Below are 21,485 nucleotides of genomic sequence, written 5' to 3'. Positions count from 1 at the left end.
TATCCAGCTGAGCTACGGATGCATCGGGAATTGCTGATTACTACTGATACTGCGAAGAAGATGGTGCATCCGGGAGGATTACTCGGCTGCGCCTCGCCCTGCGGGCCGTTGCTGAAGCAACGTTATCCTCCCTGGTACTCGCGATTATCTCGCAGTCCATGAAACAACAGTTTCGCTGTTATCTCAGAGAAGATGGTGCATCCGGGAGGATTCGAACCTCCGACCGCTCGGTTCGTAGCCGAGTACTCTATCCAGCTGAGCTACGGATGCATCGGGAATTGCTGATTACTACTGATACTGCGAAGAAGATGGTGCATCCGGGAGGATTCGAACCTCCGACCGCTCGGTTCGTAGCCGAGTACTCTATCCAGCTGAGCTACGGATGCATCAGGGAAACTTACTTACTGCAGATTTGATATCGCTGCTAAAGTGATATCGATTTTCTGTAACAGCGCTAATGCGCTATTGCAGAGAAGATGGTGCATCCGGGAGGATTCGAACCTCCGACCGCTCGGTTCGTAGCCGAGTACTCTATCCAGCTGAGCTACGGATGCAAATGGCGGTGAGGCGGGGATTCGAACCCCGGATGCAGCTTTTGACCGCATACTCCCTTAGCAGGGGAGCGCCTTCAGCCTCTCGGCCACCTCACCAACACGCCTCTTGCGAGTGCTTCGAAGAACTTGTTTCTGCTCATCGTCGCTGCGTGGCGCACATATTACTTTCTGGGACTTATAAGTCAAACAATTTTTCCAGAGCTTTTATCGTTTGCACATTTCACGCGCAATTAGTCTGCAAAAACGGCAAAAAGAGTGTTTTATCAACAGATAAATTGGCAATTTCCTGAAGCAGTGAACAAACGGAAACGTCGCAGGAAAAGGCAATACGCGCAGTGGAATCGAAAAAATGGGGAAGACAAAATAGAAAAGAGAAGAAAAAGGACTATTCAATCAGGTTGCGCCTCACCAGAAAGGTGAGACGCGAAAACCTTAGTAACTGGACTGCTGGGATTTTTCAGCCTGGATACGCTGGTAGATCTCTTCACGATGGACAGAAACTTCTTTCGGGGCGTTTACGCCAATGCGCACCTGGTTGCCCTTCACCCCTAAAACTGTCACGGTGACCTCATCGCCTATCATGAGGGTCTCACCAACTCGACGAGTCAGAATCAGCATTCTTTGCTCCTTGAAAGATTAAAAGAGTCGGGTCTCTCTGTATCCCGGCATTATCCATCATATAACGCCAAAAAGTAAGCGATGACAAACACCTAAGTGTAAGCAGTCACGGCATCACATTCTGTTAAACCTAAGTTTAGCCGATATACACAACTTCAACCTGACTTTATCGTTGTCGATAGCGTTGATCCAACCGCTGCGGACTGAAGTCCGCAGCGTCGGCTTACGCTTATAATTATTACAGTTTTGCGCTGACCCAGCCTTTCACACTGGCTAACGCTGCAGGCAGAGCCGCTGCATCCGTACCACCGGCTTGCGCCATGTCCGGACGACCGCCACCCTTACCGCCTACCTGCTGAGCGACCATGCCAACCAGTTCCCCTGCTTTCACGCGATCTGTCACGTCCTTAGACACACCCGCAATCAGAGAAACCTTACCTTCCACTACCGTTGCCAGAACGATAACGGTAGACCCCAGTTGATTTTTCAGATCATCAACCATGGTACGCAACATTTTCGGCTCAACGTCCGCGAGTTCGCTGACCAGCAGCTTCACGCCGTTGATATCAACTGCTTTGCTGGAAAGATTTGCACTCTCCTGCGCCGCAGCCTGTTCCTTCAATTGCTGCAATTCTTTTTCAAGTTGACGCGTACGCTCCAGTACGGAACGAACTTTGTCACCGATATTCTGGCTATCGCCTTTCAGCAGCTGCGCAATATCGCTTAAGCGATCGCTCTCAGCATGCACGGTTTGGATAGCGCCTTCACCGGTTACGGCTTCGATACGACGAACGCCCGCCGCGGTGCCTGACTCGGACACTATGCGGAACAGACCGATATCCCCCGTACGGCTGGCGTGAGTACCGCCACACAGTTCGGTAGAGAAATCCCCCATGCTCAGAACACGCACGTGATCGTCATATTTCTCACCAAACAGTGCCATTGCGCCTTTGGCTTTCGCCGCTTCGAGATCCATGATGTTCGTTTCAATCGGCAGGTTGCGACGAATTTGCGCATTCACCAGATCTTCAACGGCACGGATTTCATCAGGCTTCATAGCTTCGGTATGAGAGAAGTCGAAGCGCAGCATTTTATCGTTAACCAACGAGCCTTTCTGCGCTACATGCGTACCGAGTACCTGGCGCAGCGCCGCGTGCATCAGGTGCGTTGCGGAGTGGTTCAGGCGAATACGCGCACGACGTGCATCATCAACATCGGCCTGTACTGCATCGCCAATTTTCAGAGAACCCGTAGACAGCTTGCCGATGTGACCAATGGCCTGGCCATATTTCTGCGTGTCGCTGACCGCAAAGCTAAAGCCCGCGCCTTTCAGTTCACCCTTGTCGCCAACCTGACCGCCAGATTCCGCATAGAACGGCGTCTGATCCAGAACGACAACTGCGTCCTGACCTGCGTTAATTGCGTCTACTGCTTTACCATCAACAAACAGCGCGGTCACTTTGCCGTTCAGTTCCAGGTGTTCGTAGCCTTTAAATTCAGAGGCGCCATCAACGCGAATCATCGCATTGTAGTCTGCGCCGAAGCCGCTGGCTTCACGCGCACGACGGCGCTGTTCTTCCATTGCAGCTTCAAAACCGGCTTCATCAACCTTAATGTTGCGCTCGCGGCAAACGTCTGCCGTCAGGTCAACCGGGAAACCGTAGGTGTCATACAGACGGAATGCGGTTTCGCCATCCAGCGTATCGCCGGACAGTTTTGCCAGTTCTTCATCCAGCAGCGCCAGACCACGCTCCAGAGTACGTGCAAACTGCTCTTCTTCGGTTTTCAGAACCTGCTCAACCATAGCCTGCTGACGCTTCAGTTCTTCACCTGCTGAGCCCATGACTTCCACCAGCGGACCAACCAGCTTGTAGAAGAAGGTATCCTTCGCGCCCAGCATATTGCCATGACGTACCGCGCGACGAATGATACGGCGCAGCACATAGCCACGGTTTTCATTCGACGGAACAACGCCATCGGCAATCAGGAATGCGCAGGAACGGATATGGTCGGCGATAACGCGCAGCGACTTGTTGCTCAAATCGGTCGCGCCAGTAACTTTTGCCACGGATTCGATCAGTGAGCGGAACAGGTCGATTTCATAGTTGGAGTTAACGTGTTGCAGCACTGCCGCAATACGCTCCAGACCCATACCGGTATCCACGGACGGCTTCGGCAGCGGTTCCATGGTGCCGTCCGCCTGACGGTTGAACTGCATAAAGACGATGTTCCAGATCTCAATGTAGCGATCGCCATCTTCTTCTGCGCTTCCCGGAGGGCCACCCCAGATGTGGTCGCCATGGTCGTAGAAAATTTCGGTGCACGGGCCGCAAGGACCGGTATCACCCATCTGCCAGAAGTTGTCGGAAGCATAAGCCGCGCCTTTGTTATCACCGATGCGGATGATACGTTCGCGTGGAATACCGACTTCTTTCTCCCAGATTTCATAGGCTTCATCGTCAGTTTCATAGACGGTGACCCACAGACGCTCTTTTGGCAGGGCAAACCAGTTTTCACCGGTCAACAGTTCCCACGCGTATTGAATGGCGTCGTGTTTGAAGTAATCGCCGAAGCTGAAGTTGCCCAGCATTTCGAAGAAAGTGTGGTGACGTGCAGTGTAACCGACGTTTTCCAGGTCGTTGTGCTTACCGCCCGCACGTACGCAACGCTGCGAGGTGGTTGCGCGGGAATAATTACGCTTGTCGAGGCCAAGGAAAACATCCTTGAACTGGTTCATCCCGGCGTTGGTAAACAACAAAGTAGGGTCATTGTTCGGTACCAGGGAGCTGCTGGCAACTACCTGATGTCCTTTACTATGGAAAAAATCGAGAAACGCCTGACGGATCTCAGCGGTGCTCTTGCTCATAATTATCCTGAAGAAATCAAGCTAACGAAATGTCATTACCAGCATCGGCACGTAAACTGCGCCTCTGGCAATCGAAAAGTGGGAATAAGATAAGTTTTCTTTACTGGGAAGTAAAATCCCGTATGCGCTCAATCGTCAAAATTTCGCCATATTGCCTGAATATCTTCCATCAGATAGCCACGATAGAGCAAAAAGCGCTGGACCTTTACCTTATCTGAAAAATCTACAGGTAAAGGTTCTCCGTATTTCCGAATGGCCTGCTCGCGCGCAAGAACTGCCCAGTCAATTTCGCACTCTCGCATGGCCCGCTCGATAGCCTCACGCGGGATCCCCTTTTGGTTTAGTTCCTGACGTACACGCGCGGGTCCATAGCCCTTACGACTACGGCTGGCGATAAACTGCTGAACGAAGCGATCATCATCCAGATAACGACTTTCAATACACCAGGCGATGACCTTGTCGTAATCCTCCGGCGTAGCATCAATGTCTTCCGGTCCATTTTTCCCCATCACTGGAGCGGCCAGCTTGCGCCGCAGCTCCTGCTCGCTGTGATCGCGCATTGCCAGAATACGTACGGCGCGGTCAAGAAGTCGTGAATAAGCCGAACGGCGAGAAGTTGCTTCTGTCATAGTGAGCCTTCAGAAATGAAAAAGGGCTGCATGATATGCAGCCCTTTACTATATGCGATTCAAAACATGCGATTCAAAACAGATTATCAGAAATCTTCGTTCGTTTCTTTTACGTCTTCACCGCTGTCATCAACGGAGAAATCAGGCGTTGAATCCTGGTTGTTGAGCAATAACTCGCGTAGTTTCTTCTCAATTTCTTTCGCAGTTGCCGGGTTTTCTTTCAGCCAGTTGGTCGCATTCGCTTTACCCTGACCGATTTTCTCACCGTTGTAGCTGTACCATGCACCCGCTTTTTCAATCAGCTTCTCTTTCACGCCCAGGTCAACCAGTTCGCCGTAGAAGTTAATACCTTCACCGTAAAGAATCTGGAATTCAGCCTGTTTGAACGGCGCTGCAATTTTGTTTTTCACGACCTTAACACGGGTTTCGCTACCAACCACGTTGTCGCCTTCTTTCACCGCGCCAATACGACGGATATCCAGGCGGACAGAAGCATAGAACTTAAGGGCGTTACCACCGGTGGTGGTTTCCGGGTTACCGAACATCACGCCAATCTTCATACGGATCTGGTTGATGAAAATCAGCAGCGTGTTGGACTGCTTCAGGTTACCGGCCAGCTTACGCATTGCCTGGCTCATCATACGTGCCGCAAGGCCCATGTGAGAGTCACCAATCTCGCCTTCGATTTCTGCCTTCGGCGTCAATGCGGCAACAGAGTCGACAACGATAACGTCAACCGCGCCGGAGCGCGCCAGCGCATCACAGATTTCCAGCGCTTGCTCACCGGTATCCGGCTGAGAACACAGCAGGTTGTCGATATCAACGCCAAGCTTGCGCGCATAGACAGGATCCAGCGCATGTTCCGCATCGATGAACGCACAGGTTTTACCTTCGCGCTGTGCGGCGGCAATAACCTGCAGGGTCAGCGTCGTTTTACCGGAGGATTCAGGCCCGTAGATTTCGACGATACGGCCCATTGGCAGACCGCCCGCGCCCAGTGCGATATCCAGAGAAAGCGAACCGGTGGAGATGGTTTCCACATCCATGGAACGGTCTTCACCCAGGCGCATGATGGAGCCTTTACCGAATTGCTTTTCGATCTGACCCAGCGCTGCCGCCAACGCTTTCTGTTTGTTTTCGTCGATAGCCATTAATTACTCCTGTCATGCCGCTTTCGGTTTAAACCGCGAAACGTGATAGATAATGTTCTGTTGAGGCAATTATACTGTATGCTCATACAGTATCAAGTATTTTGTAGAAATTGTTGCCACAGGGTTTGTAACGCGTAGGCGGTCGCCTGTCGACGTACCGCGTCGCGATCGCCGCTGAAGCATTCCCGGCGGGTAATCCCCTCGCCGCTCACGCTGGCAAAAGCGAACCATACCGTCCCCACGGGCTTTTCTTCACTGCCACCATCCGGCCCCGCAATACCGCTTATCGAAACAGCGAAATGCGCGCGGGCGGCTTTTAGCGCACCAATCGCCATCTCCACCACGACAGGCTCGCTCACCGCGCCATGCTGGGCCAGCGTCTCTTCGCGCACGCCAATCATCTGCGCTTTAGCTTCATTGCTGTAGGTCACAAACCCACGCTCAAACCAGGCGGAGCTGCCGGCAATATCCGTAATCACTTTGGCTACCCAGCCGCCGGTGCAGGATTCCGCCGTTGTTACGGTTGCACCGCGCGCCTTCAGCGCCAGGCCAACCTTCTCGCTTAACTGCATCAGTTCACTGTCAGTCATTTCAGCCTCTGTCAGTTAAAAATATGCCGGACAAGATAGCACTTTCATAACCAATGTGGGGATGGAGAGAACGATTTACGAGGGGGATTCCAAAAATTGCTCCGTGGCATAAATAAGACCTGCCGGATGGCGATACCAGGGCATCTTATCCGGCCTACAAGAGATATCTTCCGGTAGGCCGGTGGAGCGATTACTGCACGCGCGCCAGTGCGACAGCCTGACCCAATTGCCACACGGCCATCGCGTAGTGGGTACTGTGGTTGTAGCGGGTGATGGTGTAGAAGTTCGGCAGTCCATACCAATACTGATAACCAGTACCGATATCCAGGCGCAGCAGGCTGGCCTGCTGATGATTCCCCAACGACTGCTGCGGCGTCAGGCCCGCGGCGGCAAGCTGAGATATGCTGTACTGGGTTTTAAAGCCGTTCGCTAGCCCAGGCGCCTGACCATTGGCCGGAACCGCAACCGTATCGCCTTTCACCCAGCCGTGACCTTTGAAATAGTTTGCCACGCTACCGATAGCATCAACCGGATCCCACAGGTTAATGTGGCCATCGCCATTAAAATCAACGGCATATTGTTTATAGGAAGATGGCATAAACTGGCCATAGCCCATCGCCCCTGCGAAAGAACCTTTCAAATCAAGCGGATCGTCGCTTTCATCTCGCGCCATCAGCAGGAAGGTTTCCAGTTCACCAGAGAAATATTCTGCACGACGAGGATAGTTAAACGACAACGTCGCCAACGCATCCAGAATCCGCGTTTTACCCATCACGCGGCCCCAGCGAGTCTCTACGCCAATAATGCCAACGATAATTTCCGGCGGTACCCCATAGACCTGCCAGGCACGGTTAAGGGCATCTTCATATTGGTTCCAGAAGGCCACGCCGTTTTGCACATTATCCGGCGTGATGAACTGTTTACGATACCGCAACCATGCGCCGTTAGGCCCGGCTGGCGGTTGAGTCGTCGGTGCCTGGCGGTCCATCAATCGCAATACCGAGTCCAGACGCTTGGCCTGCGACAGGATCTCTTGCAACTGCTGGCGGTCAAAGCCGTGCTTGTTCACCATTTTCTCGATGAACTGCTGCGCGTTCGGATTATTGGCAAAATCGCCGCCCGTTTGCATGACATTATGTTGTGGCTCAAGCAGGAAACCGCCGGAAGGCGTACCCGTAGTCGTTTGAGTCTCTGAAGGTTTAGGTTTGCTGCTACAAGCAGCAAGCAATACGAAAAGGGGAAGTAACGCTACATAACGACGCTTGAACATGAGACATCCATTAAACAAATTCAGCCTGGGAGAAGTATGGTAAAGCATCCTCCTCCATACAAGGAAGTAGTAGTCACTCTCCTTCACAGAATTTCCCCCCTCTTGCCCCCCCGACCGGCACATTTGCGATCCCTTACGCACAATCTTTCAAATTAAAATATTTATCTTTCATTTTGAGATCAAAATAACACTTTTAAATCTTTCGATCTGATTAAAATTAGTTACCGTTTGGCAAGATAACTAAAAACCCTACAGGAGAGAATAATGATCGACACCATCACACTCGGTGCTGAGTGGTTTATCGGGTTGTTCCAGAAAGGCGGAGAGGTCTTTACCGGCATGGTAACCGGTATTCTGCCCCTGCTGATCAGTCTGCTGGTCATCATGAATGCGCTAATTAACTTTATCGGTCAGCAGCGCATTGAACGTTTTGCCCAGCGCTGCGCCGGAAACCCGCTGTCCCGCTATCTGCTGCTGCCGTGCATCGGCACATTTGTGTTTTGTAACCCAATGACGCTGAGCCTGGGCCGCTTTATGCCAGAAAAGTACAAGCCCAGCTACTACGCCGCCGCCTCATACAGTTGCCATTCCATGAACGGCTTATTCCCACACATCAACCCTGGTGAACTGTTCGTCTATCTGGGGATCGCCAGCGGACTGACCACGCTGGGTCTTCCGCTCGGCCCGCTAGCGGTGAGCTATTTGCTGGTCGGTCTGGTGACCAACTTCTTCCGCGGCTGGGTGACTGATTTCACCACCGCCATCTTTGAGAAAAAAATGGGCATTCAACTTGAGCAGAAAGTGCATCTGGCGGGAGCAACATCATGACACGTATTCGTATTGAAAAAGGCACCGGCGGCTGGGGCGGCCCGCTTGAACTGGATGCCGAACCGGGCAAGAAAATTGTCTATATCACCGCCGGTACTCGCCCCGCAATAGTCGACAGGATAGCAAGTCTGACCGGTTGGCAGGCCGTTGATGGCTTCAAAGAAGGCGAGCCGCCGGAAAACGAAATTGGCGTGGCGATCATCGACTGCGGCGGCACGCTGCGCTGCGGGATCTATCCCAAACGTCGTATACCGACGGTGAATATTCACGCTACAGGTAAATCAGGCCCACTGGCCCAGTACATTATCGAAGACATCTATGTCTCTGGCGTAAAAGAAGAAAACATTACCATTGTCGGTGAAGCATCCGCTGCGACAACGCCTGCAAGCAGCACGATTGGTCGCGAGTACGACGCCAGCAAGAAAATTACGGAACAAAGCGACGGTCTGCTGGCAAAAGTTGGGATGGGAATGGGTTCAGCAGTTGCGGTTCTGTTTCAGGCCGGACGCGACACTATCGATACCGTTCTGAAAACCATTCTGCCATTTATGGCGTTCGTCTCGGCGCTGATCGGCATCATCATGGCTTCTGGTCTGGGGGACTGGATTGCCCATGGACTCGCACCACTGGCCAGCCATCCGCTGGGACTGGTCACTCTGGCGCTGATCTGTTCTTTCCCGCTGCTGTCACCTTTTCTCGGCCCCGGCGCGGTTATCGCCCAGGTTATCGGCGTTCTGATCGGCGTACAGATTGGTTTGGGGAACATCCCTCCACATCTGGCGCTACCTGCCCTGTTCGCCATTAACGCCCAGGCTGCATGCGATTTTATTCCTGTCGGGTTGTCGCTGGCCGAAGCGCGTCAGGACACGGTCCGCGTCGGCGTGCCATCTGTTCTGGTGAGCCGTTTTCTGACCGGCGCGCCTACCGTTCTCATCGCCTGGTTTGTTTCCGGCTTTATTTACCAATAAGAGGCACTCAAAAATGACCGTGATTTATCAAACCACCATCACCCGCATCGGACAGAGTGCCCCGGATGCGCTCTGCGACCAGATGCTGATTACCTTTCGTGAAGGTGCCCCTGCGGATATCGCGGAGTTTTGCTTCATCCATTGCCACGGAGAACTAAGCGGCTCATTGCAAGCAGGGATCCAATTTGTGCTGGGTCAGCATCACTACCCGGTCACGGCCGTTGGCAGCGTGGCGGAACAAAACTTACGTGAACTAGGCCATATCACCCTGCGTTTTGACGGACTGAGTGAAGCGGAATTCCCTGGCACCGTACACGTTGCGGGTCCTGTACCAGACGGTATAGCGCCGGGCTGTATTTTGAAGTTTGTTGCTTAAGATTGAAGGAGATAAAGATGAATCAGGTTGCCGTTGTCATTGGTGGAGGCCAGACCCTGGGGGCATTCCTTTGCCGTGGGCTTGCGACAGAAGGATACCGCGTCGCGGTAGTGGATATTCAAAGCGATAAAGCCGCCAGCGTCGCGCAGGAAATTAACGCCGAGTTTGGCGAAGGCACCGCCTACGGTTTTGGCGCAGATGCCACCAGCGAGCAGAGCGTGCTGGCGTTATCGCGCGGAGTGGATGAAATATTTGGCCGTGTCGATCTGCTGGTTTACAGCGCGGGTATCGCTAAAGCCGCGTTTATCAGCGACTTTCAGCTTGGGGATTTCGACCGCTCGCTGCAAGTGAATCTGGTTGGCTACTTCCTCTGCGCACGTGAATTCTCACGCCTGATGATCCGCGATGGCGTTCAGGGGCGCATTATCCAGATCAACTCCAAATCAGGGAAAGTGGGCAGTAAACACAACTCAGGTTATAGCGCGGCAAAATTTGGCGGCGTGGGCCTAACCCAGTCGCTGGCGCTGGATCTGGCGGAATACGGGATTACCGTGCATTCGTTGATGCTCGGTAATTTGCTGAAATCACCGATGTTTCAGTCGTTATTGCCGCAATATGCGACCAAGCTTGGCCTTAAGCCAGACGAAGTTGAGCAGTATTACATTGATAAGGTTCCGCTCAAGCGCGGCTGCGATTATCAGGACGTGTTGAATATGCTGCTGTTTTACGCCAGCCCGAAAGCCTCTTACTGCACAGGGCAGTCCATCAACGTCACCGGCGGTCAGGTGATGTTTTAATGTTGAATTGCCGGATGGCGACTGCGCTTATCCGGCAAAATCAAAGGAGTACATATGGTTTCCGCACTGATTACCGTCGCCGCTATCGCCTGGTGTTTGCAACTGGCGCTTGGCGGCTGGCAAATATCCCGCTTTAACCGGGCGTTTGATAAACTCTGCCAACGGGGTCGGGTTGGCGTCGGTCGTTCCGGCGGACGGTTTAAACCACGCGTGGTAGTCGCCATCGCGCTGGATGAGCGGCAACGGGTTACCGATACGTTGTTTATGAAAGGTCTTACGGTATTCGCCAGACCCGGCAAAATTGCCACAATAATGGGCAAACATCTTGATGATTTACAGCCTGATGTGATCTTTCCCCATGATCCGTTAGCGCAGAATGCACTATCATTGGCGCTTAAACTGAAACATGGGTAATTTCGTTGTGAATGCTAATAGCTTGCGAAATTATCATTTTGCAACCTATTAAGTCAGGGTAATCACGCCTATGAAACCTCGTCAGCGTCAGGCTGCCATACTGGAGCATCTGCAAAAGCAGGGAAAATGCTCGGTTGAAGAACTGGCCCACTACTTTGACACGACCGGCACGACCATTCGCAAAGACCTGGTCATTCTGGAAAATGCCGGAACCGTCATTCGTACCTATGGCGGCGTAGTATTAAATAAAGACGAATCCGACCCGCCAATCGATCATAAAACGCTAATCAATACGCATAAAAAAGAGCAGATTGCCGAAGCCGCCGTCCGTTTTATACACGATGGCGACTCTATTATTCTGGATGCGGGTAGCACCGTATTGCAGATGGTGCCGATGCTCACACGCTTTAGCAACATCACCGTCATGACCAACAGTCTGCACATTGTTAACGCCCTTTCGGAGCTGGACAACGAGCAAACCATCCTGATGCCCGGCGGGACCTTTCGCAAAAAATCTGCGTCATTTCACGGTCAGCTGGCAGAAAACGCCTTTGAGCAGTTCAGCTTTGATAAACTCTTCATGGGAACCGACGGCATTGACCTCAATGCCGGCGTGACCACCTTTAATGAGGTGTTTAGCGTCAGTAAAGCGATGTGTAATGCTGCTCGTGAAGTGATTCTGATGGCTGACTCGTCAAAATTCGGGCGCAAAAGCCCCAATGTTGTGTGCAGTCTGGAAAGCGTCGACAAGCTGATTACCGATGCGGGTATCGACCCTGCGTTTCGTCAGGCGCTGGAAGCAAAAGGGATTGAAGTAATCATAACCGGAGAAACCAATGAGTGATGCACTACTGAACGCGGGCCGCCAGACGTTAATGCTGGAACTACAGGAAGCCAGCCGACTGCCTGAGCGGCTGGGCGATGATTTTGTCCGTGCCGCCAATACTATCATCCACTGCGAAGGCAAAGTGATCGTCTCCGGGATTGGAAAATCCGGCCATATTGGCAAAAAAATCGCAGCGACCCTCGCCAGTACCGGCACGCCCGCCTTTTTTGTGCATCCGGCGGAAGCGCTGCACGGTGACTTAGGGATGATTGAAAGCCGCGATGTCATGCTATTTATCTCCTACTCCGGCGGCGCAAAAGAGCTGGATCTCATCATCCCACGCCTGGAAGACAAATCCGTCGCCCTGCTGGCAATGACCGGAAAACCGACCTCACCGTTGGGTCTGGCCGCCAAAGCCGTGCTGGATATTTCCGTTGAGCGCGAAGCCTGTCCGATGCGTCTGGCACCAACGTCCAGCACCGTGAACACTTTAATGATGGGTGACGCACTGGCAATCGCCGTAATGCAGGCGCGCGGCTTTAACGAGGAAGATTTTGCCCGCTCGCATCCGGCAGGTGCGCTGGGCGCTCGTCTGTTAAATAAAGTGCATCATCTGATGCGCCGTGACGATGCCATTCCGCAGGTGACGCTTACCACCAGCGTCATGGACGCGATGCTGGAACTCAGCCGCACGGGTCTTGGCCTGGTGGCAGTCTGCGACGACGCGTCACTGGTGAAAGGGGTCTTTACCGACGGCGACCTGCGCCGCTGGCTGGTTGGCGGCGGAGCGCTCACCACTCAGGTTAGCGAAGCAATGACCCATAATGGCATTACGCTGCAGGCGCAGAGCCGCGCGATTGATGCCAAAGAGATCCTGATGAAGCGCAAAATCACTGCCGCACCGGTGGTAGATGAAAACGGTAAACTCACCGGTGCTATCAACCTGCAGGATTTCTATCAGGCCGGTATTATCTAATCCTTCAGCCCCAGACGTTTCGCCAGCCGGTGCAGGTTGGCGACGTCTGTTTCCAGCGCTCGCGCACTTGCCGCCCAACTATGGTTATTTTGCGCCAGTGCCCGACGGATCATTTCCCGCTGGAAAGACTCTGTTGCCTCACGCAGGCTGTGATGCTGTGGGATCTCCGCAACAACTTCTGCCGCCTGCGGAGCCGGACCTTCATCCAGCAGGGCAAAATGCTGCGCCTCCAGTACCACTTCATCCCCTGCCCTGGTCGCCCTTGCCAGAACCACCGCCCGGTGAATGGCATGTTCCAGCTCGCGCACGTTTCCAGGCCAGCCATAATTCAGCAGATGGCTACGCGCGCCGGGGCTTAACACTACGCGGGAAAGCCCCAGCCGCAGCCGACATTGCTCGCAAAAATAGCCGGCCAGCAGCACCACATCTTCGCCGCGTTCGCGAAGAGGCGGTACGGAAAGGGGAAAGACGCTCAGACGGTGGAACAGATCCGCACGGAAATTTCCGGCCAGCACCTCTTCGCGTAAATCACGGTTCGTCGCCGCCAGCACCCGCACATCCACGCGCAGACTGCGATCGTCACCCACACGCTGAATATCACCGTACTGCAATACGCGCAGCAGCTTAGCCTGTAGTGCTAACGAGAGTTCGCCAATCTCATCAAGAAACAGCGTCCCATTGTCGGCCATTTCAAACTTACCGCTACGATTGCTGATAGCCCCGGTAAACGCGCCTTTTACGTGCCCAAACAGCTCACTTTCGGCTACGGTTTCCGGCAACGCCGCGCAGTTCAGATACACCAGCGGGTTTACCGCGCGCGGCGAACCTTCATGGATAGCTTTAGCCACCAGCTCCTTCCCGGTCCCCGTTTCGCCGCTAATCAGTACGTTGAGATCGGACCCTGCCACAATCTCAATTTCTTTTTTCAACTGCATCATATTGGGCGACAGGCCAATCATCTGCGTTTCAGTCACCTGCTCGAAAGCCGTCGATGGGCCTGGCAGCATATTCTGGCTTTCCAGTTGTTCAATCAGCAGCGCATTGCTCAGCGCGCCCGCCGCCAGCGCGGCAATCAGTCTAAGCTCTTCATCGCTGAAAACATCGAACTGATCGGGCTCCATGCCATCCAGGGTTAACGCGCCAATCAGATTTTGACCGGCGAACAGCGGTAAGCCAATGCAGGCGTGTACCTTCAGGCTTTCCTGCCCCGGAATCAGCCCATCGTAAGGGTCTGGCAAATCGCTGTCGGCAGGGAAACGAACCACGTCCCCGGCGCGGGCAATCGCCTCCAGACGCGGATGCCCCTCCAGGGTAAAGCGTCTGCCGAGAACATCCTGCGCCAGCCCATCGATCGCCAGCGGAATAAACTGTCGGGACTCATAGCGCAGCAATGCCGACGCGTCGCACTCCAGCACCTGGCGCAAGGTGGTTATCAGGCGTTGAAAACGGTCCTGATGTCCAATACCGCTTTGTAATTCAATGGCGATGCCCGCCAGCACGTCTACGGAAAAGCTCATGACTACCTCATTGTCATTTTGACAATCCATATTGTCATATTGACAATAAAATGAATAGTCATTTTGACTACCACCTAATAATCATCAAACTATAAAACCTTTAAAATCAATAAAATAAAAAATTGGCACGCAACCTGCAATAAGCAAAACATCTTATTTAGAAAAACGCTGAATTAATTACTGAGGTTGCTATGTCTATTCTGGTTAAAAATAACATTCATTGGGTTGGCCAACGTGACTGGGAAGTTCGTGATTTCCACGGGACTGAATACAAAACGCTGCGCGGTAGCAGCTACAACAGCTATCTCATCCGTGAAGAAAAAAATGTCCTGATCGATACAGTAGACCACAAATTTAGCCGTGAATTCGTGCAGAACCTGCGCAGTGAAATTGACCTCGCGGATATCGACTACATCATCATTAACCACGCGGAAGAAGACCATGCCGGGGCGCTGACCGAGCTAATGTCCTGCATCCCGGATACGCCGATTTACTGCACAGCCAACGCCATTGACTCCATCAACGGGCACCACCATCACCCGGAGTGGAATTTCAACGTGGTGAAAACCGGTGATTCACTGGACATTGGTAACGGCAAACAGCTGATCTTCGTTGAAACGCCGATGCTGCACTGGCCTGACAGCATGATGACCTACATGACCGGCGACGCGGTGCTGTTCAGTAACGACGCCTTCGGTCAGCACTACTGCGACGAACGTCTGTTTAACGACGAAGTTGACCAGACCGAACTGTTCGAACAGTGCCAGCGTTACTACGCCAATATCCTGACGCCGTTCAGCCGTCTGGTTACACCGAAAATCACTGAGATCCTCGGCTTCAACCTGCCGGTCGATATGATTGCCACTTCTCACGGCGTGGTATGGCGCGACAACCCAACGCAAATCGTTGAGATGTACCTGAAATGGGCGGCGGATTACCAAGAAGACCGGATCACCATTTTCTACGACACCATGTCCAACAATACCCGCATGATGGCGGACGCCATTGCCCAGGGCATCAACGAAGTTGACCCGAACGTGGCGGTGAAAATCTTTAACGTCGCCCGTAGCGATAAAAACGAAGTTCTGACTAACGTCTTCCGCTCTAAAGGCGTACTGGTCGGTACTTCGACGATGAACAACGTGATGATGCCGAAAATCGCGGGTCTCGTGGAAGAGATGACCGGCCTGCGTTTTCGTAACAAACGCGCCAGCGCTTTTGGCTCACACGGCTGGAGCGGCGGAGCGGTAGACCGTTTATCCACGCGCCTGCAGGATGCAGGTTTCGAGATGTCGCTGAGCCTCAAAGCCAAATGGCGTCCGGACCTGGATGCGTTGGAACTGTGCCGCCAGCACGGCCGTGAAATTGCTCGTCAGTGGGCGCTTGCTCCACTGCCGGAAACAACCGTGAAAGCAGCATCCAAAGAAGAAGAGTGCGCCTGCGCAGCAGCCGCAGCAGCCGATCTCGGTCCATGCATGCAATGCAGCGTGTGCCAGTGGATTTACGACCCGGCAAAAGGTGAACCGCTGCAGGATGTTGCGCCGGGAACGCCGTGGAGCGACGTGCCTGACAACTTCCTGTGCCCGGAATGTTCATTAGGTAAAGACGTCTTCGACGTACTGGCAACGGAGGCAAAATGAGCCGCGGAATTGTCATTATTGGTTCGGGCTTCGCTGCCCGCCAGTTAGTCAAAAATATCCGTAAGCAGGATGCAAATGTCCCGCTGACCCTGATTGCTGCGGACAGCATGGATGAGTACAACAAGCCCGATCTCAGCCATGTTATCAGTCAGTCGCAGCGTGCAGACGACCTCACCCGCCAGTCGGCGGGAGAGTTTGCCGAACAGTTTAATTTACGCCTGTTCCCGCACACCTGGGTAACCGACATCGACGCTGATGCTCACGTAGTGAAAAGCCAGGATCATCAGTGGCAGTACGACAAGCTGGTACTGGCGACGGGCGCTTCAGCCTTTGTACCGCCCGTTACCGGACGTGAGTTAATGCTCACGTTGAACAGTCAACAAGAGTACCGCGCCTGTGAAACTCAGCTGCGCGACGCACAGCGGGTACTGATTGTCGGCGGCGGCTTGATTGGCAGCGAACTGGCGATGGATTTCTGTCGTGCCGGTAAAGCGGTGACGCTTATCGACAACGCCGCCAGCATTCTGGCTTCGCTGATGCCGCCGGAAGTCAGCAGTCGCTTACAGCATCGTCTGACCGATATGGGTGTACATCTGCTGCTGAAATCGCAGCTTCAGGGGCTGGAGAAAACGGCGTCGGGTATTCGCGCCACGCTCGATCGTAGCCGCAGCGTAGAGGTCGATGCGGTGATCGCCGCAACCGGTCTGCGCCCGGAAACTGCATTGGCACACCGCGCCGGATTGAACATTAACCGTGGCGTCTGCGTCGACAGCTACCTGCAAACCAGCCATCCAGATATTTACGCACTCGGCGACTGTGCGGAAATTAACGGTCAGGTACTTCCGTTCCTGCAACCGATTCAACTGAGCGCCATGTATCTGGCGAAAAACCTGCTCGGCGGCAATACGCCGTTGAAGCTGCCAGCCATGCTGGTAAAAGTCAAAACGCCGGAACTGCCATTGCATTTGGCCGGGGAAACCCAGCGCCGCGATTTGAACTGGCAAATTGCCGCCGAAACGCAGGGGATGGTCGCCAGAGGGATGAACGACGAAGGTCAGCTGTGCGCGTTCGTCGTCAGTGAAGACCGCATGAAAGAGGCCTTTGCGTTGCTGAAAACGTTGCCCGTGTAAATCGTGATGCCGGATGGCGGCTTTGCTTTATCCGGCTACGCTGCTACTGATTTATTAACCTCACGCACATGGATGTGCGTTGCCATTTGTCGGTATGCCCCGACATGTTTTTCTTGCCCCGCCAGTCCCGGGGCTTTTTTATTTTTGTGCCAACGCTCGCGCCGCGGCAATCACGCCTTGCCCCAACGACAACCCACCGTCGCCCGCCGGTAAACGCTGGGGAAACAGTAAAGTAAAATCATGCAGATAAATAGCCAGACGGGCTGACAATAAACGGTTATGCATCACGCCGCCGCTAAATACTAACGTCTTGATTCCACGCGCTTCGGCCTGCTCTCGCATCAGAGTAGCAAACCCACGCGCCAGCGCGTCGTGAAACGCCCACGCTCTTTCCGCTGGTTTGGCCTGCCAGTTCAGCCATTGCTGCCAAAAAACCGCTAAGTCCAGTTCATTGCCATCAAGCGGCACCGTGACAGGATGATCAACATCATCACACTGCGATGCCAGCGCCTCCAGCGCGCAGGCCGCTTCTCCTTCATAACTCAACGAGTCCGGCGCACATTGCAGCGCAGCGGCAACGGCGTCAAACAACCGTCCGCACGATGACGCCAGCGGAGCGTTGATCCCCCGTTCAATAGCGCGCGCCAGCACATTCCAGCTTTGATGCTGCAGCGCAGATGTTTCCGGATAACGCTGCCAGTCAGGAACAAAACGCAGGCACTGCGCGAGCAGGTTACGCCACGGCTGTTTTGCCGCCAGATCGCCGCCCGCCAGCGCTACCGCAGGTAAGCCGCCAAGGTGTTCGCATTCACGATAGTTGACCCGCAAACACTCTCCCCCCCACAGCGCGCCGTTTTCCCCCATGCCGATACCGTCTAACGTCAGAGCAATCACGTCGCCACCGTCGAGCGGCCAGTCGTGCTCGGCAAGACACGCAGCGGCATGCGCATGGTGATGCAGCGCCGTTTCAACTGGCAGCTCCATTTCGCTGGCCCACTGGCTGGAAACATAGCCAGGGTGTGCATCGTGCACAATACGCTGCGGCGTAAAGTCATAAATGCTCTGGATCAGGCGCAGCGCATCACGCCACTGCTGCTGAATGCCGTCATCGCTGAGATCGCCCAAATGCTGGCTGATAACCGCCTGTTCGCCACGCATCAGACAGAAAGTATTTTTCAGATCCGCGCCTAAGCACAGCATCGGCGGCACATCGCGAAATCCTGGCGGCAGTGCTACCGCATCCGGTACGTAACCCCGGGAACGACGCAGCATTTCCCCACTTTCACGCACCACCGAGTCATCCATCCGCTGCACAATTTCGCGGTTATGCAGCAGGAAACCGTCAGCAATGTCGCGTAAATCTTCCAGCGCCTGCGCGTTGGTAATGGCCGGAGGCCTGCCGCTGAGATTGCCGGAGGTCATCACCAGTGGGCAATTCATCTCTTGTAAAAGTAAATGCTGTAACGGATTCGCGGGCAGCATGACGCCAACTTCCGTTAACCCTGGCGCAATTCCTTCGCTCAATGCCGCGACATAGCGCTTCTGTACCAGCACGATCGGCGCGGCAGGGGTAGTCAGCAAACGACGAGCGGGTTCAGGTAGCCCGTCATCACCTGGCAGCATTACCGCCAGAGGTTTTGCCGGACGGCGTTTGCGCAACCTGAGCAACGCTATGGCATCATCATTTCGCGCATCACACACCAGATGAAACCCGCCAATGCCTTTAACGGCCACAATACCGCCTGCTTTCAGCCGCGATACCGCCGCCTGCAGCGCCTCTTCTTTCTCCGCCCGCTCATCCGCGCTGAACCACTCAAGATGAGGGCCGCAGGCCGGACAGGCAACGGGCTGGGCATGGAAGCGACGATCATACGGGTCGCGATACTCTTTATCGCATTGCGCACAGAGTGGGAACGACGCCATCACGGTGAACGGCCGGTCATAGGGCATGGCGCGGATAATCGTAAAACGTGGACCACAGTGGGTGCAGTTGATAAAGGGGTATCGGTAGCGACGTTCGCCGGGGGTGTTCATTTCAACAAGGCATTCGGGACAGGTCGCGGCGTCAGGAACGATTTGCGTATTCATCGTACCGCCAGCGCTTTGACGAATCGAGAAATCGGCAGGCTGCTGCGTCCAGGCGAATGGTTCGCTCTCAACGCTGTCAATACGCGCCAGCGGTGGGCAGTGTTGATGCAACTGTGCAATAAACTCCGCCGGATCTTCCTGTACACGCACAACCACACCGTCACCGTCGTTACACACATCGCCATGCAGTTGTAACCGCTGCGCCAGTTGCCAGACGTAGGGGCGAAATCCGACACCCTGTACCTTACCGCGAATACGCAGTTGTACGCCGGAGTGGTTGTTTATTGTCATTAGGTAGTCCCGCAGTCATCTATCCCCGTAGGCCGGATAAGGCAAAGCCGCCATCCGGCATAAGTACTGCCGTATTTTACGCGGATTTTCAGATATCAGAACAGCAAAGATGCGGTGGAATCCAGCGCCGCGCGACGGCGTTTTTCCGCGCTCAATTGCTCAAGCTTATTGCGATCCACATAAATCAGCGCGTGAGTCGGGCAGACTTCCATACAGGCAGGGCCGGCCTCACGGTGGTGGCACAGATCGCACTTATTGGCTTCTGCTTTTTCTGCACGGACGTTCAGACCCGCGCCGCTGTTACGCACAACCGGGCGCACAACCACTTCCATTGCGCCATAAGGGCACGCCACAACGCAGGTTTTACACCCAATGCAGCGTTCCTGCATCACGTGGACAAAGCCTTTATCACGGCTGATAGCACCGTTCGGGCAGACGTTAGCGCACGGCGCGTCTTCGCACTGGCGGCACAGCGTCGCCGTGGAGACATTAACGCCTTTGATGACGTGAATGCGGGGTAAAAAAGTTTCAGGGGTCAGCGATGCGCAGTCCTGGTTATCCTGATGGGATACCACGCAGGCCACTTCACAGGTACGGCAACCAATGCATTTATTGGCGTCTGCAATGATGAAACGGTTCATCAATTTCTCCAGCAATGACAGAATATCTGCCGAAGCATTCACAAATCGTGCCAGATTTTAATTGACTGTTATTAAAGGTTTTTTATTCTGACGAATGCAGGAAAGGCGTGTCATCGTCACTAGTGACGATGACAAATGACAGCCGTCAGCGCAAGACAAGCGGCGCAACAGAGTCGCGTTGGATGAGTTCGCCGGTGAAGGTTTTTGGCGGCGTAAATGCCCCGTCATCCAGCATAAAGATCAGACGTCCAATCGTTTCCTGAATCATTTCCGTCACCGGTATTTTGACGCTGGAAAGCGCCGGAATAGTGTATGGCGCGAGGGCGATATCATCGAAGCCAATCACCGACACCTGTGCAGGAACGCGCACGCCATGCACGTGCAACTGCTTCATCGCGCCGATCGCCATATCGTCATTACTGGCCACCAGCGCGGTGAATTTGACCTTGCGCGAAAGTAAAGTATCCACACCCGCTGCGCCGCAGGCCGGCGTCCATTTCCCGTTAACAATCAGATCATTGTTTAGCGGGATATCATGATGCGCCAGCGCGTCTTTATAGCCTGAAAGTCGCTCCACGCCGGTAGGGGAATCCATTGAGCCGGTAATAAATCCAATCTCTTTATGCCCGGCGGCAATGAGCTGAGTAACGGCGTTGAAGCTGGTTTGCTTTTGATCGCACCACACGCTGTGGCTACTGTTTTTCCGCAAGCGTCGATTAAGCACCATAATCGGCTGGCTGTGGGCGTCGATGATATCGTCTATCTCATCCACGCTGAGAAAACGCGGATAGATCATAATCGCGTCACAGCGCAGGTCGAGCAGGTACTGGATTGCCTGGCGCTCTTCCTCAGCGCTGTGTTTACCGTCAGCCAGTAACAGCTGGCGTCCTTTATCTTCCGCCATCCGCGCGGTATGAAACAGCAGCTCGCTGAAATAGACGCCGTGATAAAGGGTATTTGTTACCACCAGACCCAGCGTCTGTGTGGTTTTCGCTGCGAGACTGCGCGCCAGCAAGTTTGGGCGGTAACCACTCTCTTCAATGGCCTGAAACACGCGGTCTTTGGTCTCCTGGCTGACATAGCCGTTTCCGGAAAGCACCCGGGAAACGGTCGCTTTCGACACCCCGGCACGCTTCGCCACCTCCAGCATCGTGGTCATATTACTCATCCCTATTCTCTCAATGTGACGCAGTGTACTGCACCGTTTCGCCGCTGTCCTTGCCGCTAAATCGCAGACGCTGACATCTGGTGATCGGAGTCACAATTACAAAAAGTGATCAAAATTAAATCTTGCTCATTATTCATAATTTAAACA

General features: G+C 53.9%; 19 protein-coding genes and 4 tRNA genes. 9 read left to right on the top strand and 14 right to left on the bottom strand.

Annotation, left to right across the window (positions count from 1 at the left end):
* Positions 1-193: 193 nt before the first annotated feature.
* The 10 genes from OGV77_RS23485 to mltB form a co-directional block, all read right to left on the bottom strand.
* Positions 194-270, bottom strand: a tRNA-Arg gene (locus OGV77_RS23485).
* A 39-nt stretch (positions 271-309) separates the two neighbouring features.
* Positions 310-386, bottom strand: a tRNA-Arg gene (locus OGV77_RS23480).
* 91 nt (positions 387-477) lie between these two features.
* Positions 478-554: transfer RNA gene (locus tag OGV77_RS23475), tRNA-Arg, on the bottom strand.
* A 3-nt stretch (positions 555-557) separates the two neighbouring features.
* Positions 558-650 (bottom strand) — tRNA-Ser (locus OGV77_RS23470).
* Between the two features lie 336 nt (positions 651-986).
* Complete coding sequence (gene csrA, locus OGV77_RS23465; RefSeq protein ID WP_000906486.1) at positions 987-1,172, bottom strand: carbon storage regulator CsrA; 186 nt, start codon at positions 1,170-1,172, stop codon at positions 987-989.
* 238 nt (positions 1,173-1,410) lie between these two features.
* Positions 1,411-4,038 carry an alanine--tRNA ligase gene (gene alaS, locus OGV77_RS23460; RefSeq protein ID WP_047409235.1) on the bottom strand — a complete coding sequence of 876 codons (2,628 nt, stop codon included), beginning with the start codon at positions 4,036-4,038 and terminating at the stop codon, positions 1,411-1,413.
* 128 nt (positions 4,039-4,166) lie between these two features.
* Complete coding sequence (recX, locus tag OGV77_RS23455) at positions 4,167-4,667, bottom strand: recombination regulator RecX (RefSeq protein WP_087051265.1); 501 nt, start codon at positions 4,665-4,667, stop codon at positions 4,167-4,169.
* A gap of 86 nt (positions 4,668-4,753) precedes the next feature.
* Positions 4,754-5,818 (bottom strand): recombinase RecA, encoded by a 1,065-nt coding sequence (recA, locus tag OGV77_RS23450; RefSeq protein WP_003037330.1) that lies wholly within the window; start codon positions 5,816-5,818, stop codon positions 4,754-4,756.
* Between the two features lie 92 nt (positions 5,819-5,910).
* Positions 5,911-6,408 (bottom strand): nicotinamide-nucleotide amidase, encoded by a 498-nt coding sequence (gene pncC / locus OGV77_RS23445; RefSeq protein ID WP_043017326.1) that lies wholly within the window; start codon positions 6,406-6,408, stop codon positions 5,911-5,913.
* Positions 6,409-6,598: 190 nt separating this feature from the next.
* Complete coding sequence (gene mltB / locus OGV77_RS23440; protein WP_032947148.1) at positions 6,599-7,678, bottom strand: lytic murein transglycosylase B; 1,080 nt, start codon at positions 7,676-7,678, stop codon at positions 6,599-6,601.
* Positions 7,679-7,942: 264 nt separating this feature from the next.
* On the opposite strand from mltB, the gene srlA reads away from it, so the two are divergent.
* The 7 genes from srlA (at position 7,943) to gutQ (ending at position 12,863) form a co-directional block, all read left to right on the top strand.
* Positions 7,943-8,506, top strand: coding sequence for a PTS glucitol/sorbitol transporter subunit IIC (srlA, locus tag OGV77_RS23435; protein ID WP_003825953.1), 564 nt, complete (start codon positions 7,943-7,945; stop codon positions 8,504-8,506).
* Positions 8,503-9,474, top strand: a complete 972-nt coding sequence (gene srlE / locus OGV77_RS23430; RefSeq protein ID WP_075145739.1) for a PTS glucitol/sorbitol transporter subunit IIB — start codon at positions 8,503-8,505, stop codon at positions 9,472-9,474. The genes srlA and srlE overlap by 4 nt, the downstream gene beginning before the upstream one ends.
* 13 nt (positions 9,475-9,487) lie before the next feature.
* The gene (gene srlB / locus OGV77_RS23425) at positions 9,488-9,850 is read left to right on the top strand and encodes a PTS glucitol/sorbitol transporter subunit IIA (RefSeq protein WP_087051264.1); all 363 of its coding nucleotides are present in this window, start codon (positions 9,488-9,490) and stop codon (positions 9,848-9,850) included.
* 17 nt (positions 9,851-9,867) lie between these two features.
* Positions 9,868-10,647, top strand: coding sequence for a sorbitol-6-phosphate dehydrogenase (gene srlD / locus OGV77_RS23420; RefSeq protein WP_043017329.1), 780 nt, complete (start codon positions 9,868-9,870; stop codon positions 10,645-10,647).
* A gap of 54 nt (positions 10,648-10,701) precedes the next feature.
* A complete protein-coding gene (gene gutM, locus OGV77_RS23415) occupies positions 10,702-11,061 on the top strand; it encodes a transcriptional regulator GutM (protein ID WP_043017330.1) in 360 nt (119 codons plus the stop codon).
* A 70-nt stretch (positions 11,062-11,131) separates the two neighbouring features.
* Positions 11,132-11,905, top strand: coding sequence for a glucitol operon DNA-binding transcriptional repressor SrlR (gene srlR / locus OGV77_RS23410; RefSeq protein ID WP_003037350.1), 774 nt, complete (start codon positions 11,132-11,134; stop codon positions 11,903-11,905).
* Entirely contained in the window at positions 11,898-12,863 is a 966-nt protein-coding gene (gutQ, locus tag OGV77_RS23405) for an arabinose-5-phosphate isomerase GutQ (protein ID WP_038633059.1), read from the top strand. The genes srlR and gutQ overlap by 8 nt, the downstream gene beginning before the upstream one ends.
* Here the strand turns inward: gutQ and norR are convergent.
* Positions 12,860-14,380 (bottom strand): nitric oxide reductase transcriptional regulator NorR, encoded by a 1,521-nt coding sequence (gene norR / locus OGV77_RS23400; protein WP_080626190.1) that lies wholly within the window; start codon positions 14,378-14,380, stop codon positions 12,860-12,862. The genes gutQ and norR overlap by 4 nt on opposite strands.
* Positions 14,381-14,571: 191 nt before the next feature.
* Between norR and norV the strand changes: the two genes are divergently transcribed.
* Entirely contained in the window at positions 14,572-16,020 is a 1,449-nt protein-coding gene (gene norV / locus OGV77_RS23395; protein WP_075145736.1) for an anaerobic nitric oxide reductase flavorubredoxin, read from the top strand.
* Positions 16,017-17,150, top strand: coding sequence for an NADH:flavorubredoxin reductase NorW (norW, locus tag OGV77_RS23390; RefSeq protein WP_075145735.1), 1,134 nt, complete (start codon positions 16,017-16,019; stop codon positions 17,148-17,150). Before norV ends, norW begins: the two co-directional genes overlap by 4 nt.
* Positions 17,151-17,288: 138 nt before the next feature.
* Here norW and hypF read toward each other — a convergent pair whose 3' ends face one another.
* The 3 genes from hypF to OGV77_RS23375 all read right to left on the bottom strand — a co-directional run bounded on the left by hypF (position 17,289) and on the right by OGV77_RS23375 (position 21,329).
* On the bottom strand, positions 17,289-19,529 hold the full coding sequence (gene hypF / locus OGV77_RS23385; RefSeq protein WP_087051263.1) for a carbamoyltransferase HypF: 2,241 nt from the start codon (positions 19,527-19,529) through the stop codon (positions 17,289-17,291).
* 95 nt (positions 19,530-19,624) lie between these two features.
* Positions 19,625-20,170 (bottom strand): electron transport protein HydN, encoded by a 546-nt coding sequence (gene hydN / locus OGV77_RS23380; protein ID WP_003037366.1) that lies wholly within the window; start codon positions 20,168-20,170, stop codon positions 19,625-19,627.
* Positions 20,171-20,315: 145 nt separating this feature from the next.
* A complete protein-coding gene (locus OGV77_RS23375; protein ID WP_087051274.1) occupies positions 20,316-21,329 on the bottom strand; it encodes a LacI family DNA-binding transcriptional regulator in 1,014 nt (337 codons plus the stop codon).
* Between the last annotated feature and the right edge of the window lie 156 nt (positions 21,330-21,485).

The sequence above is a fragment of the Citrobacter sp. Ce129 genome (assembly GCF_030334545.1).
Lineage (GTDB): Bacteria > Pseudomonadota > Gammaproteobacteria > Enterobacterales > Enterobacteriaceae > Citrobacter > Citrobacter europaeus.
This window is presented reverse-complemented; position numbering and strand designations above follow the sequence as displayed.

Coding starts and splice junctions, on each gene's coding strand:
- srlA (WP_003825953.1), top strand. CDS start 7,943: ATGATCGACACCATCACACTCGGTGCTGAGTGGTTTATCGGGTTGTTC.
- gutQ (WP_038633059.1), top strand. CDS start 11,898: ATGAGTGATGCACTACTGAACGCGGGCCGCCAGACGTTAATGCTGGAA.
- norR (WP_080626190.1), bottom strand. CDS start 14,380: ATGAGCTTTTCCGTAGACGTGCTGGCGGGCATCGCCATTGAATTACAA.
- srlE (WP_075145739.1), top strand. CDS start 8,503: ATGACACGTATTCGTATTGAAAAAGGCACCGGCGGCTGGGGCGGCCCG.
- recX (WP_087051265.1), bottom strand. CDS start 4,667: ATGACAGAAGCAACTTCTCGCCGTTCGGCTTATTCACGACTTCTTGAC.
- csrA (WP_000906486.1), bottom strand. CDS start 1,172: ATGCTGATTCTGACTCGTCGAGTTGGTGAGACCCTCATGATAGGCGAT.
- mltB (WP_032947148.1), bottom strand. CDS start 7,678: ATGTTCAAGCGTCGTTATGTAGCGTTACTTCCCCTTTTCGTATTGCTT.
- srlD (WP_043017329.1), top strand. CDS start 9,868: ATGAATCAGGTTGCCGTTGTCATTGGTGGAGGCCAGACCCTGGGGGCA.
- hydN (WP_003037366.1), bottom strand. CDS start 20,170: ATGAACCGTTTCATCATTGCAGACGCCAATAAATGCATTGGTTGCCGT.
- srlR (WP_003037350.1), top strand. CDS start 11,132: ATGAAACCTCGTCAGCGTCAGGCTGCCATACTGGAGCATCTGCAAAAG.
- alaS (WP_047409235.1), bottom strand. CDS start 4,038: ATGAGCAAGAGCACCGCTGAGATCCGTCAGGCGTTTCTCGATTTTTTC.
- srlB (WP_087051264.1), top strand. CDS start 9,488: ATGACCGTGATTTATCAAACCACCATCACCCGCATCGGACAGAGTGCC.
- pncC (WP_043017326.1), bottom strand. CDS start 6,408: ATGACTGACAGTGAACTGATGCAGTTAAGCGAGAAGGTTGGCCTGGCG.
- norV (WP_075145736.1), top strand. CDS start 14,572: ATGTCTATTCTGGTTAAAAATAACATTCATTGGGTTGGCCAACGTGAC.
- norW (WP_075145735.1), top strand. CDS start 16,017: ATGAGCCGCGGAATTGTCATTATTGGTTCGGGCTTCGCTGCCCGCCAG.
- OGV77_RS23375 (WP_087051274.1), bottom strand. CDS start 21,329: ATGACCACGATGCTGGAGGTGGCGAAGCGTGCCGGGGTGTCGAAAGCG.
- hypF (WP_087051263.1), bottom strand. CDS start 19,529: ATGACAATAAACAACCACTCCGGCGTACAACTGCGTATTCGCGGTAAG.
- gutM (WP_043017330.1), top strand. CDS start 10,702: ATGGTTTCCGCACTGATTACCGTCGCCGCTATCGCCTGGTGTTTGCAA.
- recA (WP_003037330.1), bottom strand. CDS start 5,818: ATGGCTATCGACGAAAACAAACAGAAAGCGTTGGCGGCAGCGCTGGGT.